The 14,695-nt window shown below is 61.7% G+C and carries 16 protein-coding genes; 10 read left to right on the top strand and 6 right to left on the bottom strand.

Annotated elements, in window-relative coordinates:
• Positions 1-5 precede the first annotated feature (5 nt).
• Together KO538_RS01235 and glpK are read left to right on the top strand one after the other, a co-directional pair.
• Complete coding sequence (locus KO538_RS01235) at positions 6-1,733, top strand: ABC transporter substrate-binding protein (protein WP_034754970.1); 1,728 nt, start codon at positions 6-8, stop codon at positions 1,731-1,733.
• A gap of 77 nt (positions 1,734-1,810) precedes the next feature.
• On the top strand, positions 1,811-3,304 hold the full coding sequence (gene glpK, locus KO538_RS01230; RefSeq protein ID WP_219327273.1) for a glycerol kinase GlpK: 1,494 nt from the start codon (positions 1,811-1,813) through the stop codon (positions 3,302-3,304).
• 10 nt (positions 3,305-3,314) lie between these two features.
• Here the strand turns inward: glpK and KO538_RS01225 are convergent, their stop codons facing one another.
• On the bottom strand, positions 3,315-3,851 hold the full coding sequence (locus tag KO538_RS01225; RefSeq protein ID WP_254671506.1) for a YdcF family protein: 537 nt from the start codon (positions 3,849-3,851) through the stop codon (positions 3,315-3,317).
• A 120-nt stretch (positions 3,852-3,971) separates the two neighbouring features.
• Positions 3,972-5,585: a restriction endonuclease gene (locus KO538_RS01220; RefSeq protein ID WP_070302010.1), complete on the bottom strand. Its 1,614-nt coding sequence runs from the start codon at positions 5,583-5,585 to the stop codon at positions 3,972-3,974.
• A 201-nt stretch (positions 5,586-5,786) separates the two neighbouring features.
• Here KO538_RS01220 and KO538_RS01215 point away from each other — a divergent pair, with 201 nt between their 5' ends.
• Positions 5,787-5,951 (top strand): hypothetical protein, encoded by a 165-nt coding sequence (locus tag KO538_RS01215; protein ID WP_161781513.1) that lies wholly within the window; start codon positions 5,787-5,789, stop codon positions 5,949-5,951.
• Positions 5,952-5,959: 8 nt separating this feature from the next.
• On the opposite strand, the gene KO538_RS01210 is transcribed toward KO538_RS01215, so the two are convergent.
• A complete protein-coding gene (locus KO538_RS01210) occupies positions 5,960-6,592 on the bottom strand; it encodes a cysteine hydrolase family protein (protein WP_034754976.1) in 633 nt (210 codons plus the stop codon).
• Positions 6,593-6,704: 112 nt separating this feature from the next.
• Between KO538_RS01210 and KO538_RS01205 the strand changes: the two genes are divergently transcribed.
• The gene (locus KO538_RS01205; RefSeq protein WP_034754977.1) at positions 6,705-7,697 is read left to right on the top strand and encodes a GlxA family transcriptional regulator; all 993 of its coding nucleotides are present in this window, start codon (positions 6,705-6,707) and stop codon (positions 7,695-7,697) included.
• On the opposite strand, the gene KO538_RS01200 is transcribed toward KO538_RS01205, so the two are convergent.
• On the bottom strand, positions 7,680-8,540 hold the full coding sequence (locus KO538_RS01200; RefSeq protein WP_219327272.1) for a tetratricopeptide repeat protein: 861 nt from the start codon (positions 8,538-8,540) through the stop codon (positions 7,680-7,682). The genes KO538_RS01205 and KO538_RS01200 overlap by 18 nt on opposite strands.
• 124 nt (positions 8,541-8,664) lie before the next feature.
• On the opposite strand from KO538_RS01200, the gene KO538_RS01195 reads away from it, so the two are divergent.
• Genes KO538_RS01195 through KO538_RS01190 form a run of 3 tightly spaced genes read left to right on the top strand, consistent with a single transcriptional unit; the run spans position 8,665 to position 10,442 of the window.
• Positions 8,665-9,213: a hypothetical protein gene (locus KO538_RS01195; protein ID WP_257620117.1), complete on the top strand. Its 549-nt coding sequence runs from the start codon at positions 8,665-8,667 to the stop codon at positions 9,211-9,213.
• 4 nt (positions 9,214-9,217) lie between these two features.
• On the top strand, positions 9,218-9,439 hold the full coding sequence (locus KO538_RS29260; RefSeq protein ID WP_257620116.1) for an AraC family transcriptional regulator: 222 nt from the start codon (positions 9,218-9,220) through the stop codon (positions 9,437-9,439).
• Between the two features lie 58 nt (positions 9,440-9,497).
• Positions 9,498-10,442, top strand: a complete 945-nt coding sequence (locus KO538_RS01190) for a DMT family transporter (RefSeq protein WP_219327271.1) — start codon at positions 9,498-9,500, stop codon at positions 10,440-10,442.
• Here the strand turns inward: KO538_RS01190 and KO538_RS01185 are convergent.
• Both KO538_RS01185 and KO538_RS01180 read right to left on the bottom strand, forming a co-directional pair.
• Positions 10,408-10,755 carry a hypothetical protein gene (locus KO538_RS01185; RefSeq protein ID WP_034754978.1) on the bottom strand — a complete coding sequence of 116 codons (348 nt, stop codon included), beginning with the start codon at positions 10,753-10,755 and terminating at the stop codon, positions 10,408-10,410. The two genes, KO538_RS01190 and KO538_RS01185, sit on opposite strands and share 35 nt — an antisense overlap.
• A 148-nt stretch (positions 10,756-10,903) precedes the next feature.
• Entirely contained in the window at positions 10,904-11,404 is a 501-nt protein-coding gene (locus tag KO538_RS01180) for an Lrp/AsnC ligand binding domain-containing protein (protein WP_034754979.1), read from the bottom strand.
• A gap of 106 nt (positions 11,405-11,510) precedes the next feature.
• Here KO538_RS01180 and KO538_RS01175 point away from each other — a divergent pair, with 106 nt between their 5' ends.
• The 3 genes from KO538_RS01175 to KO538_RS01165 all read left to right on the top strand — a co-directional run bounded on the left by KO538_RS01175 (position 11,511) and on the right by KO538_RS01165 (position 14,575).
• Complete coding sequence (locus KO538_RS01175) at positions 11,511-12,800, top strand: D-amino acid dehydrogenase (RefSeq protein WP_034754980.1); 1,290 nt, start codon at positions 11,511-11,513, stop codon at positions 12,798-12,800.
• Positions 12,801-12,813: 13 nt separating this feature from the next.
• Positions 12,814-13,929: an alanine racemase gene (alr, locus tag KO538_RS01170; protein WP_257620115.1), complete on the top strand. Its 1,116-nt coding sequence runs from the start codon at positions 12,814-12,816 to the stop codon at positions 13,927-13,929.
• Positions 13,930-14,017: 88 nt separating this feature from the next.
• On the top strand, positions 14,018-14,575 hold the full coding sequence (locus KO538_RS01165; protein WP_219327269.1) for an NADPH-dependent FMN reductase: 558 nt from the start codon (positions 14,018-14,020) through the stop codon (positions 14,573-14,575).
• Positions 14,576-14,695 lie beyond the last annotated feature (120 nt).

Genomic DNA, 14,695 nt, shown 5'->3' with positions numbered 1-14,695 from the left:
TCACGATGAAATTGAAGTTCACGGTCTTCGCGGCTGCGGCCATGCTCGTGTCGAATGCGGCTCTGGCCGACGCCAAGCAGGCGCAAACCTGGATCGACAAGGAATTCCAGCCATCCAGCCTGAGCAAGGAGCAACAGCTTGCTGAAATGAAATGGTTCATTGATGCGGCGGCCAAGCTGAAAGCCAAGGGCATCAAGGAAATTTCCGTGGTCTCGGAAACCATCGACACCCACGTCTACGAATCGAAGACCCTGGCCAAGGCCTTCGAGGAAATCACGGGCATCAAGGTGCGCCACGACATCATCCAGGAAGGCGACGTGGTGGAAAAGCTGCAAACGTCGATGCAGTCCGGCAAGAGCATCTATGACGGCTGGATTTCCGATTCCGACCTGATCGGCACGCACTACCGCTATGGCGCCGTCGAACCGCTGTCCGACTACATGGCCGCCAAGGGCAAGGAATTCACGAATCCGGGCCTGGACCTGAAAGATTTCATCGGCATCAGTTTCACGACGGCGCCGGACGGCAAGGTCTACCAGTTGCCCGACCAGCAATTCGCCAACCTGTACTGGTTCCGTGCCGACTGGTTTGCGCGCAAGGATTTGCAAGCCAAGTTCAAGGCCAAGTATGGCTACGAGCTGGGCGTGCCGCAGAACTGGTCCGCGTATGAAGACATCGCCGATTTCTTCACGAATGACGTGAAGGAACTGGACGGCAAGAAGGTGTATGGCCACATGGATTACGGCAAGAAAGATCCATCGCTGGGCTGGCGCTTCACCGATGCGTGGCTGTCGATGGCTGGCGCGGCCGACAAGGGCATTCCGAACGGCATGCCCGTCGACGAGTGGGGCATCAAGGTCGCGGCCGACAAGTGCACGCCCGTTGGCGCGTCGATGTCGCGCGGCGGCGCCACCAATTCTCCGGCGGCTGTCTTTGCGCTGACGAAATACATCGACTGGATGAAGAAATACGCGCCGCCGCAGGCGAACGGCATGAATTTCTCGGAATCGGGTCCTGTGCCGGCGCAGGGTGAAATCGCCCAGCAAATCTTCTGGTACACGGCGTTTACGGCCGGCATGACGAAACCGGGCTTGCCAGTGGTCAACAAGGATGGCACGCCGAAATGGCGCATGGCGCCGTCGCCGCACGGCCCGTACTGGAAAGAGGGCATGCAGAACGGCTACCAGGACGTCGGTTCCTGGTTCCTGTTCAAGTCCACGCCCGATGACCGCAAGGCCGCCGCCTGGCTGTACGCGCAATTCGTCACGTCGAAAACCGTGTCGCTGAAGAAATCGATCGTCGGCCTGACGTTTATCCGCGATTCCGACATCCGCCACGATTACTTCACGAAACACGCGAACGAATACGGCGGCTTGATCGAGTTCTACCGCAGCCCCGCTCGCGTGGCGTGGACGCCGACCGGCAACAACGTGCCCGACTATCCGAAGCTGGCGCAGCTGTGGTGGAAGAACGTGGCCACGGCGATCACAGCGGAAAAAACGCCGCAAGCGGCCATGGATAACCTGGCCGAGGAAATGGACCAGGTCATGGCGCGTTTGCAGCGTGCCGGCATGAAGGCGTGCGCGCCCAAGCTCAATCCGAAGGTCGATCCGAACCAGTATCTGTCGGACCAGCACGCTCCATGGAAAAAGCTCGCGAATGAAAAACCGAAGGGTGAAACGATTGCCTACGACAAGCTGCTGCAAGCCTGGAAAGAAGGCAAGGTAAGGTAAACTGCCGCCGCAGTGCTGAGGGCACGGAGCTTGATGGCTCCGTGCCTGTTTTTACCCGTTTTTCGCACCACCAGACAATGACCAAATACATACTTGCTTTAGATCAGGGCACCACCAGTTCGCGCGCCATCCTGTTCGACCATGCGGGACGGCCGCACGCCAGCGCGCAGCGCGAGTTTCGCCAGATTTTCCCCCAGCCGGGCTGGGTCGAGCATGACGCGAACGAAATCTGGGCCTCGCAAGAGGGCGTGCTGCACCAAGTGCTGCGCGACAGCGGCGTGGCCGCGTCCGACGTGGCCGCCATCGGCGTCACCAACCAGCGCGAAACGACGGTGCTGTGGGACCGCGCCACGGGTGAACCCGTCGCCAACGCCATCGTCTGGCAAGACCGCAGAAACGCCGCTTACTGCGAGCAGCTGGTCGAGCAGGGCAAGGCGGACGTGATCCAGCAAAAGACGGGTCTCGTGCTGGACGCCTACTTTTCCGCCACCAAACTCAAATGGCTGCTCGACAACGTTCCCGGCGCCCGCGCGCGCGCCGAACGGGGCGAACTGGCCTTCGGCACCGTCGACAGCTGGCTGATCTACAAGATGAGCGGCGCCCATTTGACGGACACGAGCAACGCGTCGCGCACCATGCTGTTCAATATCCACACCCTGCAATGGGACACGGATTTGCTGGCGCTGCTCGACATTCCCGCCTCCCTGCTGCCCGACGTCGTGCCCTCGAGCGGCGTGGCCGCGCACACGCATGCGGCACTGCTGGGCGTGTCCGTGCCGATCGCCGGCATCGCGGGCGACCAGCAGGCGGCGACGTTCGGCCAGGCCTGCCTGAAGCCGGGCATGGCCAAGAATACCTACGGCACGGGCTGCTTCATGCTGATGAACGTGGGCAAGCGCCCCTTGCCATCGAAAAACCGGCTGTTGACGACGGTGGGCTGGAGCCTGGGCGCGGGCAGCGACAAGACAGATTATTTGCTCGAAGGCAGCGCCTTCATCGCGGGCGCGGCCGTGCAATGGATGCGCGACGGCATCGGCATCATCCGCGACTCGTCCGAAGTGGAAGCGCTGGCCACCAGCGTGCCCGATTCGGGCGGCCTCGTCTTCGTGCCCGCATTCGCTGGCCTCGGCGCGCCATACTGGGACCCGTATGCGCGCGGCACCCTGATCGGCATCACGCGCGGCACGGGCAAGGCCCACATCGCGCGCGCGGCATTGGAGGGCGTGGCGTACCAGAACGTCGACGTCCTGTCCGCCATGCAGGACGACGCGGGCATCGCGCTTTCCGAATTGCGCGTCGACGGCGGCGCGGCCCGCAACGACATGCTGATGCAGTTCCAGGCCGACATATTAAATGTGCCCGTGGTGCGCCCCGTGGTAACGGAAACGACAGCCTTGGGCGCCGCCTACCTGGCGGGCCTGGCCGTGGGTTTCTGGGAATCGCAGGAAGAAATCGCCGCCCAGTGGCAGGTGGGACGCCGTTTCGAGCCGAAGATGGCGGCCGATGAACGCTTGAGCCGGCTGCACAAGTGGCAGCGCGCCGTGGAAAGGTCGCGCGACTGGAGCGAGTAAATGTATTGGCTCAGTGCAGCGCAAAATACACGGCGTAACCTACCGTTTCGCGCGGCACCGAGTACACGTCGCGCAGCTCGAAATAGGGCGCGTGCACGTTGCCGCTGACGGTGATGCCGCTGCGCTCCAGCGCCAGCCGGAAGCGGGGCACGTGAAAATATTGCGTGGCCACCATGGCCGTGTGCCAGCCGTGCTGGCGCATCAGGGCCGCCGCGTTGCGGGCCGTGGCGTCCGTCGTCCAGCCTTGATTATCTTCGATGATGGCGCTGGCCGGCACGCCGCGCGATTGCAGGTAGCGGGCCATAGCTGCGGCCTCGTCAAAACCTTCCTTGCCCGTCGCCCCGCTGACGAGGATGCGCGGCGCCCTGTGTTCCTGAAATTGCTTGAGCGCGACGTCGAGTCGCGCCTGCAGCCGGGGGCTGGGCGTGCCGTCTGACAGGATCGTATTGCCCGGCACGACGATCACGTCGGCAGGGGCCAGTTTGTCGTTGAGTCCCGCCAGCACCAGGGCGGCGGTGGCCAGGAGGAAAACAGCAAGAGCACTCAAGCTCAGGAGTATGATTTTTCGCATCGTTGATGGTGAAACTTGTCGTGGACGCATCATACGCGCCCACTCCTGCATGTGTCAGTTCTGCAGGCGCGGTGAACGGCCAAGTAAAGTTGCAACTTAGTTCAGCGGGACAATCCTGGCATGCACATCGGCGTGCTCGCGCAACAGGTACAGTAAGGCTGATCCGTCTATCAGTTCGATCGGCTTATCAGATGAAAAAACATAGGCATCGGGTCCATAGCGGCTGGTCGTAACCAATATGCCTTTGTTCGCACCTTCATTCAGCATGGTTCCGTACAAATCGCGAACGGCGCTCACGCCAACCGCATCCTTATATCGTTTGGCCTGGATGACCACCTTGCCACCCAACACAGGACGGATATCAAATGCCACGGCGTCTACACCACCGTCGCGCGAACCGCGGGTGAGCTTGGTTTCGAGTCCCATTTTGCTGAACAAATTGGCGACCAGGTCTTCAAATTGCGATGGGCTTAGTTCGAGCAAGTTGGAGCGGTTTTCCAACTCGTTCAAGGAATTGCCCTGCACAATGAAGCGCTTGTCGACCATGTTGAATTCGATGATAGGTTTGACCGCGAGCAGTTCCTCGGGACGGGGTGAAACATGGGCGCCCAAGGTGCGCAAGCATGCAACGGGATCCGCCCGCTGCAAATTTATGGCAAGAAACGTGTCACGCGCCGTACGCACTGAAATAACGGGCACGCGGATGTCATGGCCCGTTGCGGGGTCATGGGTATTAATGATTCCCGTAAAGGCGAGTACTTTGATTGCCGATGCCTGATCCGCCTCAAACAGTTCATGCATGGTGCGCAGGGCGATTTCAGCGATCAGCTGCCGGTAAATATCCTGAATTTCCGATGGCTTGCGGATCTTTGATTCGATGCTGTCCTTACTTTTGACGTAGCGAAATTCGCTTGTCGTCGGCACGATGGAAATCAAGGGCAACTCATATTCGACAGCCAGTGTGCCATTCAAACCGTCATAGGCGACGCGAAATTCCTGGGGAAAGTCGTTCAGTGGGTATTCTGATCTGGATAGCACCATGTCGCAATAGGTGACCACGGCATCGCAGTCGTGCGAGAAATATTCCGCCTTGAACTGATCAATTGCACTGTTCCTTTCGGCTTGGCCAGCATGGAAGGCCGCTTTTCGCGCATCGTATTCGCGACGTTCTTGATCTTTGAAAAATTGTTTGGCGATTTCCTGGATACTGAAAGCGATTAACTGCCGGTGATAGTTTTCTGTTGAATTTTTTATTTTAAGTTCATGACGTTTTGCTACATGGGGCATGAATGCTGACCATGAAGGAGGCGGGTGGTGCAGAACTTCCTCCGGAGCGGAGGTGCTGAATAAACGGGGGGATATTTCAAACGGGGCGAATTTTTCTGTTGGCCGAAGACTGTCGAAACTGATCGTATCGTCGACATCAAGGGTGTGGGCCAGCACGCCGCGCAAACCAGCGAGGCAATCCTCAATCTCTTCATTCTTGTCTGCGACCTCCTGTTGCCTCAAATCCAGATAGTCGATCTTTGCCTGCTTTTCTGCCGCCTTTGTATCGCGCATCGATTGCGCAGCAGCCATGCGTTCGTTGCGTTCATGAACCCGCCGTATCGTGGCTGCGCCTCGTGCTTGTCTTGCTTGCTCTCTCTCGGCAGCTGCGATAGCTCTGCTCGTGGCACGGATGAAACCTTCCAATCCAGAGCGTCGGCCCATGTCATATCCCTAGTTCATTGTGGTAATAATAGAATACCGCAAGAAAGTTTTTATCTGGACAATAAATTGATATTCCCAAGTGATCATTGCATTTTTACCATATGCCCAGGAGCCCGCGAGGTAACTAGGTGTATCTGCATTCAAAATGGATGAAGCGATTGCACCCAAAGATCCTGGCCTGCGATCAGGAATGACCTCCGGATGGATATCCTCATCGGCCGCGATGACATCCGTGGCCCGTTCCAGCTCAATAGCCTGAACCGTCCCACCGTGGTGATCAACCGCCGCAGCGGCGTGATCACGGTCGACGGCGTGATCAAGTTCAGCGGGCGCTGCGACGCCGATGACGGGCACCGGCGCTTTTAGTTACCGCGTCAGACGGACGCAGCCTTGCGCGCGCGCTGGTTCGACAGATAAATATTGTCGATTTCCAGCGGCTTGCCTTCGCTTACGGCCTTGAGCCAGTCCTGCGTGCTGGCGACGGCGGCGAAATTCGAGTGGAACACGGCGCTGAAGACGCGGTGGATTTCCTCGGCGCTGGCCGTGCCGCCCGCATTGGCGTAGGGCAGGGTACCGGTGGCGTCCTGCAGGAATTCCACCTGCAAGCCATCGTGCGCGGCCTGGTAGATGGTGGCCGCGTCGCAGTTGTGCGTCATGTAGCCGATGACGCTCAGGGTGTCGATGCCGTGACTATCGAGCCAGGCGCGCAAGTCCGTGCCCGCAAAGGCGCTGCCCATGGTCTTGTTGATGCGGTGGTCTGCGGCAAAGGCGGCCACTTGCGGATGCAGCTGCCAGCCGTCGCTGCCCTTGGCGAAAATGGGCGAGGCTTCCGGCGCGTCGTGCTGGACGACGATCACGGGTACGCCGGCGGCGCGCGCGGCGGCCATGGCCTGGACGATGTTGGGCAGGGAAATGTCGACGGACGGATATTCGATGGGCATGTCGCCCGTGAAGTATTCATTTTGTACGTCGATGACGAGCAGGGCGCGGCGTGGGGTGCTGGACATGGGTTCTCCTTGAGCGGTTGAAAGAGGAGACAGTTCCTCGATACAGCCATTTTCAAGCTGCGGGGCGTAAATAAAAAGTGGCCCGAAGGCCTATCTAAGATAAAATCGGGCCATGACTACTTCTCTTGCCTTTGCCGCTCCGTTGACGGTGGCCGTGATCGCCTTCGACGGCATGACGCCGTTTCACCTGTCCGTGCCTTGCCTCGTGTTTGGCGCCCAGACCGACGAGGCCGATCTGCCGCCTTTCCACGTGCGCGTGTGCGCCGCCGATCCCACACCGTTGCGCACGGCGGCCGGTTTCGGCATCACGCCCGAGTTCGGCCTGGAAGGACTGGACGGGGCTGATATCGTCATCATGCCGGCCTGGCACGACGATTGCCGCGATGCGGCCGCGCCCCTGGTCGCGGCGCTACAGGCGGCCAGCCGGCGCGGCGCGCGCATGGTGGGCCTGTGCCTGGGCGCGTTTCCCCTGGCGCAGGCGGGCTTGTTGGATGGAAAGAGCGCGGCCACGCACTGGGGCATGGCGGACCGGCTGGCGGCCCGCTATCCCAAGGTCAAGGTGGACCGGGAAGTACTGTACGTGGACGATGGCGCCGTGCTGACGTCGGCCGGCGTGGCGGCCGGCCTCGATTGCTGCCTGTATCTGCTGCGCCAGCTGGCGGGCGCCGAAGTGGCGAACCGGGTGGCGCGCCGCCTGCTCGTGGCGCCGCACCGCCAGGGCGGGCAGGCGCAATTCATCGAGCGTCCGCTGCCCGTGTCCGGCAGCGAAGGGCGCTTTGCCGACGTGCTCGCTGGCGTGACGGCGAGCCTGGGCCAGGCGCACAGCATCGATGCGCTGGCCGAACAGGCTGCCATGAGCCGGCGCAATTTCACGCGCCATTTCCGCCAGGCCATGGGCACATCGTTCAAGCAGTGGCTGCTGAACCAGCGCCTGGCGCATGCGCAAGGCTTGCTGGAAAAGAGCGCGGCCTCGATCGACATCGTCGCGCAAGAGGCCGGCTTCGGCACGGCCCTGTCGCTGCGCCAGCATTTCCGCGCGAACTTGCAGACGTCGCCTTCGGCGTATCGCAAGCTGTTCCGGCAGCAGCTAGGCCAGGTCGCCTGACCATAGCATGGCGGGGTCCCGGCTGCCGTGCGGCAGCATCGCGCTGACGGCGATTTGCCGCGCGATGAAGGCGGCTGGATCGAAGGCGTAGCGTTCCTGGAACGAGACGGTTTCCGCGCTCATCAGTTCGGCATACGTTTGCATCAATGTCGAGGCGCGTATCGGGTCGCCCTGGGCCAGGTAGTCGTCGATGGCGGCCAGCAGCACGCGATAATCCCCATTTTCCTTGCTGCCGCCAAAGTGGAACGACAACTGCCCGCAGGCGCGCCAGATGGGGTCAAGCTCCCCCTCCGGCACCGGCTGCGTGCGCAGCCATTGCAAGGCTTTCAGGGGCGGGCCGCCGAATGACGGGGGCGAGATGATGGCCTGGATGGCCACTTTGACGGCATCAGCGGTTCTTCCCGCGCGCACGTACTGGCCGTGCAGCAGTATCAGGGCGTCCGTATATTCGGGAACGATGGCCAGCGCCGCTTCCAGCAAGGCGATGGCCGCCTCCGGCTTGCGCTGCGCGATCTGTTCCTTGGCTTCCAGGAAAACGGCGCGCGGCGAAGCGGGGTCGTCGGCCAGTGATGGCGTGCCGACATACTCATCCTCCGCTGCTGCGTAGGCTTGCAGAAACGCCGTCAGGCTGGAAAAGTGCGGCTGGATGCGCCACTCGTCGTGCCACGTTTCGACGACGATGGGTTCGCTCGCTTCGCGGCCGATGGGCCAGTACAGGCCGAACGTGTCGCCATTGCCCAGTGCACTTTCTGCAAACGGGGTGAAACCGAGCGGTGGATACGCAGTCGTGTGTTGCCAGTCTTGTTGCGCCGAGATGTGGGCGAGGCTTGCGGGTAATTGCATGGAAGCACCGGAGGAGAAAACGCCAGTGTAGGGCAAGAGGACGCGGCGGGCGCGCGCATCTGCGCAGCAGCAAGCGATCACTGAACTGATAAAATGGAGACTTCTTCGCCCAGGCGGTCTCGCCATGTCCAGTCCATCACACTCTGCCATCGGCCTCAGCTTTCGCAGCTATGCGGACATCGGCGCGCCGGACCGCCACGATTTCGTACAGCTGGTGCTGCCCATCAGCGGACAGCTATTGCTGGAAATCGATGGCAGGCAGGGGAAAGTCGATACGCAGCTGGGCGTGGTGATCGCGGCGCACGCCTGGCATGTCCAGCATAGCCAAGTGGCCAATCATTCCATCATTGTCGACGTGGACGCGGCCGCCGTGGCGCGCAGCGGCTGGCAACGCCTGCTGGACGGTCCCTACACGGCGATCGGGCCGGGCGCCCGCAAGCTGATGGACTACCTGGGCGTCATGGCGCAGCAGCGGGCGCTGACGCCGGCCATCGTCACGGGCTGGACGCCGCTGTTGCTCGATACCTTGTTGCTGGGAGAGCCGCAGCCCCCGTTCGCGCCTGGGCGCACTGCTTGCCCGTGTGCAAGCCGAGCCGGGCTTGCCGTGGTCGACGGCGTCGATGGCGCACTTTGCGAATCTCAGCGTCAGCCGCCTGCATGCGCTGTTTCGTGAAGAAATGGATGCCAGCCCGCATGCCTGGCTGTTGCAGCAGCGCTTAGGACGCGCCTGCGACTTGCTTGCCGCCGGCGATGCCAGCCTCGCCGAGATCGCGCTGGCGGCCGGCTTTTCCGAACAGAGCGCATTGACGCGCGCCATGCGTGACAGCATGGCTGTCACGCCAGCTTCCTACCGGCGCGCATGTCGCGATAAATGGGAGAAACGGTCAACAAGGCAGTAGCTGGCGCCAAGAATCGACGCGGCAGACTTGCCACAATCTCCTTTTCAGGAGATTGACCATGCATCAAGAAAACAAGATCCGGCTGGGCATGCTGGCTGGCATCGCCGCAGGCGCGCTATGGGGGCTGGTATTCCTGGCGCCGGCGCTGATCCCCGCTTTCCAGCCGCTGGAACTGTCCGTGGGCCGCTACCTGGCGTATGGCCTGATCGCGGCCGTGCTCGTTGCACCGTCGTGGCGGCGCCTGCTGCGCGCCTTGAGCTGGCGTGAATGGCGCGGGCTCGTCTGGCTCAGCCTGACAGGCAATATCGTGTATTACGTGCTGCTGGCCAGTGCCGTGCAGACGGGCGGCGTGGCGATGACGTCGATGGTGATCGGCTTGCTGCCGCTGGTCGTCACGCTCGTCGGCAGCCGCGACCGGCATGCCGTGCCGCTGCGGCGCCTGCTCCCTTCCTTGCTGCTGAGCGCGGGCGGGCTGGCCTGCATCAGCTGGCAGTCGCTGGCCAGCCCCCGCCATGCGTCCCTGCTGGGGCTGCTGTGCGCGCTGGCGGCGCTGCTGTCGTGGACGGTGTATGCGGTCGGCAACAGCCGCTGGCTGGGACGGCTGCACTCGGTATCGGCGCAGGAGTGGAATTTGCTTACGGGCGTGGTGACGGGCGCTGCCGCGCTGCTGCTGGCCATTCCCGTCGTGCTTGCCGCACCTGCCGCGCATGGCGGCACGGCTTGGCTGCAGTTTGCGGGTGTCGTCATGGGTGTCGCGCTGCTGTGTTCCGTCGTCGGCAATGGCTTGTGGAACCATGCCAGCCGCGTGTTGCCGCTCACCCTGATGGGGCAGATGATCGTCTTTGAATTCCTGTTTGCCTTGCTGTACGGCTACTTGTGGGAGCAGCGCTGGCCTACGCTGGCCGAGGCAGCTGCCACCATGCTGTTGCTGGCAGGCGTGGCGGCATGCGCCGCGGCGCACAGGCCGCCTACTTGCGCGGTTCGTGTATCCGGAATTTCCTGACGATACCGGCCTGGTCGAACATGACGGCCACTTCGCGCGTGCCTTTTTCGCCGAGTAGGGGGATCAGCCGCGTCACCTTGGGCGCTTGCAGCTGGTTCTTGTAGACCCAGACTTCATAGCCGGGATCGAAGCTGACGACGGTGGCGTTGCCCAGGGCCGCGTCGAGGTCGAGGCGGGTGGTCTTGCCGACCTTGATGTTTTGATAGATGGCGCCATTGTCCGGCGCGCGGTTGACCTTGTATTCACTGGCGGTGCACATGGCCACGGCCAGGCCCGCGAGGCAGGAAGCTGCCAGTTTGATCAATGTGTTCATAGGGACTCCCAGTGTGCATCACTGCTTCCAATCTCAGAGGGGACGGGCGTGATGTCAGGAGAGGAGTGTGCTTGCGAACCAGGTAAAGTGCTACAAAATTATACAAAGGTGCAAAAAACGATGCCTTTGGTGCCGGTAGCCGGTACTTTTATCGGCTCTGCAATACGTCGGTCGACAGCGCCAGGGTTTCCTTGATTTCTTCCATCACCACATAGCTTTTCGATTGCGCGGCGCCCGGCAGCTGCAGCAGCATGTCGCCCAGCAACTTGCGGTACTCGGCCATTTCATGGATGCGCGCCTTGATCAGGTAATCGAAGTCGCCCGACACCAGGTGGCATTCCTGCACCTCGGGAATTTGCAGCACTTCGCGGCGGAATTGCTCGAAGGCGGACGCGGATTTTTGATTGAGCGTAATCTCTACAAAGACGAGCAGCTTGGCGCCCAGCGCGGCCGGGTTCACCTTGGCATGGTAGCCCGTGATGACGCCGTCGCGCTCCATGCGCTTGACCCGCTCGATGCAGGGCGTGATGGACAGTCCCACCTGTTCACCGAGGTCTTTCATCGAGATGCGGCCATCCTGTTGCAGGATGCGCAGGATGTGGCGATCCAGCTTGTCGAGGCCACGTGCCGATTCTTTAAGGATTCTCATGATTTATTGCTGAATATCTCGATTTATACGTGAACAAATACTGGCTCTTTCCCAATATGATAGCGGTTAATCTGGCGTCAGCCTAAAAAAATATAATGAGGAAACTATGCGTATCGTGATTCTGGGTAGCGGCGTCATCGGCGTCACCAGTGCTTACTATCTGGCCAAGGCAGGACATGAGGTGACCGTCATCGACCGTCAGCCGGGCCCGGCACTGGAAACCAGCTTCGCGAATGCGGGGCAAATCTCGCCTGGCTACGCTTCGCCATGGGCTGCGCCCGGCATTCCCCTGAAAGCCGTGAAGTGGATGATGCAGCGCCACGCGCCCCTGGCCATCTCGCTCGACGGCAGCGCCGCCCAGCTCAAATGGATGTGGCAGATGTTGCGTAATTGCACACCGGAAGCGTATGCCGTGAACAAGGAACGCATGGTGCGCCTGGCCGAATACAGCCGCGACTGCTTCAAGGTGCTGCGCGCCGAGGCGGGCATCACCTACGAAGGCCGCCAGCAAGGCACGATGCAATTGTTCCGCACCGAAAAGCAATACAACGATGCCGCCAAGGATATCGAAGTGTTGAAAGACGCGGGTGTGCCGTACGAAGTACTGCAGCGCAACGAACTGTCGCGCGCCGAACCGGCCCTGGAAGCCGTCAAGGATAAGCTGTTTGGCGGCCTGCGCCTGCCCAACGATGAAACGGGCGATTGCCAGCTGTTTACCACGCGCCTGTCCGAGATGGCCGTGGCGCTGGGCGTGAAGTTCCGCTATGGCGTATCGATCGACGCGCTGTTGACGCAGGGTGATGAAATCGCCGGCGTGCAGTGCGGCGCGGAAATCGTCAAGGCCGATTCCTATGTGGTGGCGCTCGGTTCCTATTCGACGGGCTTCATGAAGCCGCTGCTGGACATTCCCGTGTATCCATTGAAAGGCTATTCGATCACCGTGCCGATCGTCAACGCGGCCAAGGCGCCCGTGTCGACCATCCTCGATGAAACCTACAAGATCGCCGTGACCCGTTTCGACGACCGCATCCGCGTGGGCGGCATGGCGGAAATCGCCGGCTACAACCTGAACCTGAATCCGCGCCGCCGCGAAACGCTGGAAATGGTCGTCAACGACCTGTTCCCTGGCGGCGGCAATACGGCGGAAGCGACCTTCTGGACGGGCTTGCGTCCGATGACGCCGGACGGCACGCCGATCGTCGGCCGTACGCCGCTGCGCAACCTGTTCCTCAACACGGGCCACGGCACCTTGGGCTGGACCATGTCCTGCGGTTCGGCACAGTTGCTGGCCGACCTGATGTCGTCGAAGAAGCCGGCCATCCTGGCCGACGACCTGTCCGTCAGCCGCTACAGCGGCGCGCAGGGCCATGGCAAACTGCAGCACGCGGCGGCCTGAGATGGGGGCCAGCATGCCTCCGAAGGAACGTAGCGGCGCCATCCTGACGGTGGACCTGGACGCCGTGCGCGCCAACTACCGCTTGCTGCGCGACAAGGCGCACCCGGCCGCCTGCTCGGCGGTCGTCAAATCCGACGCGTATGGCCTGGGCGCCGCAGAAGTGGGCGCGGCCCTGTATGAAGAAGGCTGCCGCCATTTCTTCGTGGCGCACCTGGAAGAGGGTATCAGCCTGCGCCCGCACCTGGCGCCGGACGCCGACATCTTCGTGCTGCACGGTCCGCCCGTCGGCACGGAAGGCGAATTCACGGCCCATGGCCTGATTCCCGTGCTCAACAGCGAGCCGCAGGTGGCTGGCTGGCGCGCGCATGCGAAGGCGCTGGGCAAAACCTTGGAAGCGAATGTGCAGGTCGACACGGGCATGTCGCGCATGGGTTTGTCGCCGCAGGAAATCGACGCCTGGCTGCTGGACCCGCACTTTCTCGACGGCATCAAAGTGCGCTACCTCATGAGTCACCTGGCTTGCGCCGACGAGCGCAGCAACCCGATGAATGGCGAGCAGCTGGCACGTTTCACGGCCATCCGCGCCCGTTTGCCGCAATACCGCGCCAGCCTGGCCAATTCCTCGGGCATCTTTTTGTCGCCCGACTATCACTTCGACCTGGTGCGCCCCGGTGCCGCCCTGTACGGCATCGGGCCGCAGGGCGGCGAGCCGAATCCCCTGCGCTCCGTGGTGCGCCTGCAAGGCAAGGTTTTGCAGACGCGCACGATTGCCGCCGGCGACCACGTGGGCTATAGCCGCCGCTATACGGCCAGCGAGCCGCGCCAGGTGGCCACTGTTTCCGTCGGTTACGCCGATGGCTGGCTGCGCAGCATGAGCAACCAGGGCCTGGCCATCGTCGACGGGGTGAAAGTGCCGCAAATCGGCGCCATCTCGATGGATTCCATCACCTTGGACGTGAGCGCCATCGCCGAAGAACGCGTCGCGCCGGGCAGCCTGGTCGACCTGATCTGCGCCGAACACCCGGTTGACGCCGTGGCGGCCATGGCCAATACCATCGGCTACGAGGTATTGACGAACCTGGGCGGGCGCTATTACCGCGAATACCAGGGATTGGCTGGCGCACGCTAAACAGCGCGAAACCCATGATTGTGTGGCAAGATAGCCCCGGTGTGAACTCCACTCCGGGGCTTCTTTTTAACCATCATCGGGGATATATATGAGCCAATATAACGTTGCTATCATCGTCGGCAGCCTGCGCAAGGATTCCTTCAATCGCAAGCTGGCCGACGCCATCGTCAAGCTGGCGCCGCCCGAATTTTCCTTCAAGCACATCGAAATTGGCGACTTGCCGCTGTACAACCAGGATGACGATGGCGCACAGGCCGAGCAGGTGCTGCGCCTCAAATCCGACATTTCCGCCTCGCAAGCCTTGCTCTTCCTCACTCCCGAATACAACCGCTCGATTCCCGGCGTGCTGAAAAACGCGCTCGACCACGGTTCGCGTCCGTATGGCCAGAGCGTGTGGGGCGGCAAGCCGGGTGCCGTGCTCGGCGTGTCCGTCGGTGCCACCGGCACGGCCCTGGCGCAGCAGCATTTGCGCAATGTGCTGTCCTACCTGGACGTGCCGCTGCTGAACCAGCCTGAAATGTTTATCCAGGCCAAGGACGGCCTGTTTGACGAACATGGCGGCATCGGTCCGGCCAGCCTCGGTTTCTTCCAGGGCTGGATGCAGCGCTACGTGGACTGGGTCCGCAAGCACGCTATCCACGCTTGATGCAGATCAAAGCGGCAGCGTTCTGCGCTGCCGCTTGTACATTTTCTTTGACCATGGATGCCAACATTTCAATATTGGCACGGGCGTCTCGGTATAATGCGCTCTTTCTTTAGCGCAATA

The sequence above is a fragment of the Janthinobacterium sp. NKUCC08_JDC genome (assembly GCF_019345575.1).
Classification (GTDB): Bacteria; Pseudomonadota; Gammaproteobacteria; order Burkholderiales; family Burkholderiaceae_D; genus Janthinobacterium; species Janthinobacterium aestuarii.
This window is presented reverse-complemented; position numbering and strand designations above follow the sequence as displayed.